Origin of the sequence: Pseudoalteromonas sp. GW168-MNA-CIBAN-0100, from assembly GCF_040309225.1 — a bacterium.
In the GTDB taxonomy this organism is placed as follows: Bacteria; Pseudomonadota; Gammaproteobacteria; order Enterobacterales; family Alteromonadaceae; genus Pseudoalteromonas; species Pseudoalteromonas arctica.
This window is the reverse complement of sequence record NZ_JBEOOL010000359.1, coordinates 1-309: the sequence shown is the minus strand read 5'-3', so window position 1 is coordinate 309 and position 309 is coordinate 1. Positions and strand designations below refer to the sequence as shown.

Below are 309 nucleotides of genomic sequence, written 5' to 3'. Positions count from 1 at the left end.
GGGTTAACATGCTCGTCAGTACTATTGAGTGACTCATCGTTAGCTTGCTTTATAACAATACTTTTATAAGGAAACGGCTGGCTTTGTTGCGCTTGAATAGGCATAGAATGTAAAAACAAAAAGTAACCACTGGTTAATCCTACGCCTAAAATAAAACAGCACAGGCCAAGTAAGTTACTTTTGTTTAGCATTTTAAATTGCTCATTACTTTATAGCATAGAGCTAGTATGCGATTCATTTTCAGGCTCAGGTTTAGCTAAAAAGTTTTGGTTCATACTTTTTGCAGGGCATTCGCACTCTGGGCGACCA

The 309-nt window shown here is 37.9% G+C and carries 1 pseudogene; it reads right to left on the bottom strand.

The features are described from left to right. Positions 1-191, bottom strand: a pseudogene (locus AAEY62_RS21470) (hypothetical protein); the annotation flags it as partial. Positions 192-309: the final 118 nt, after the last annotated feature.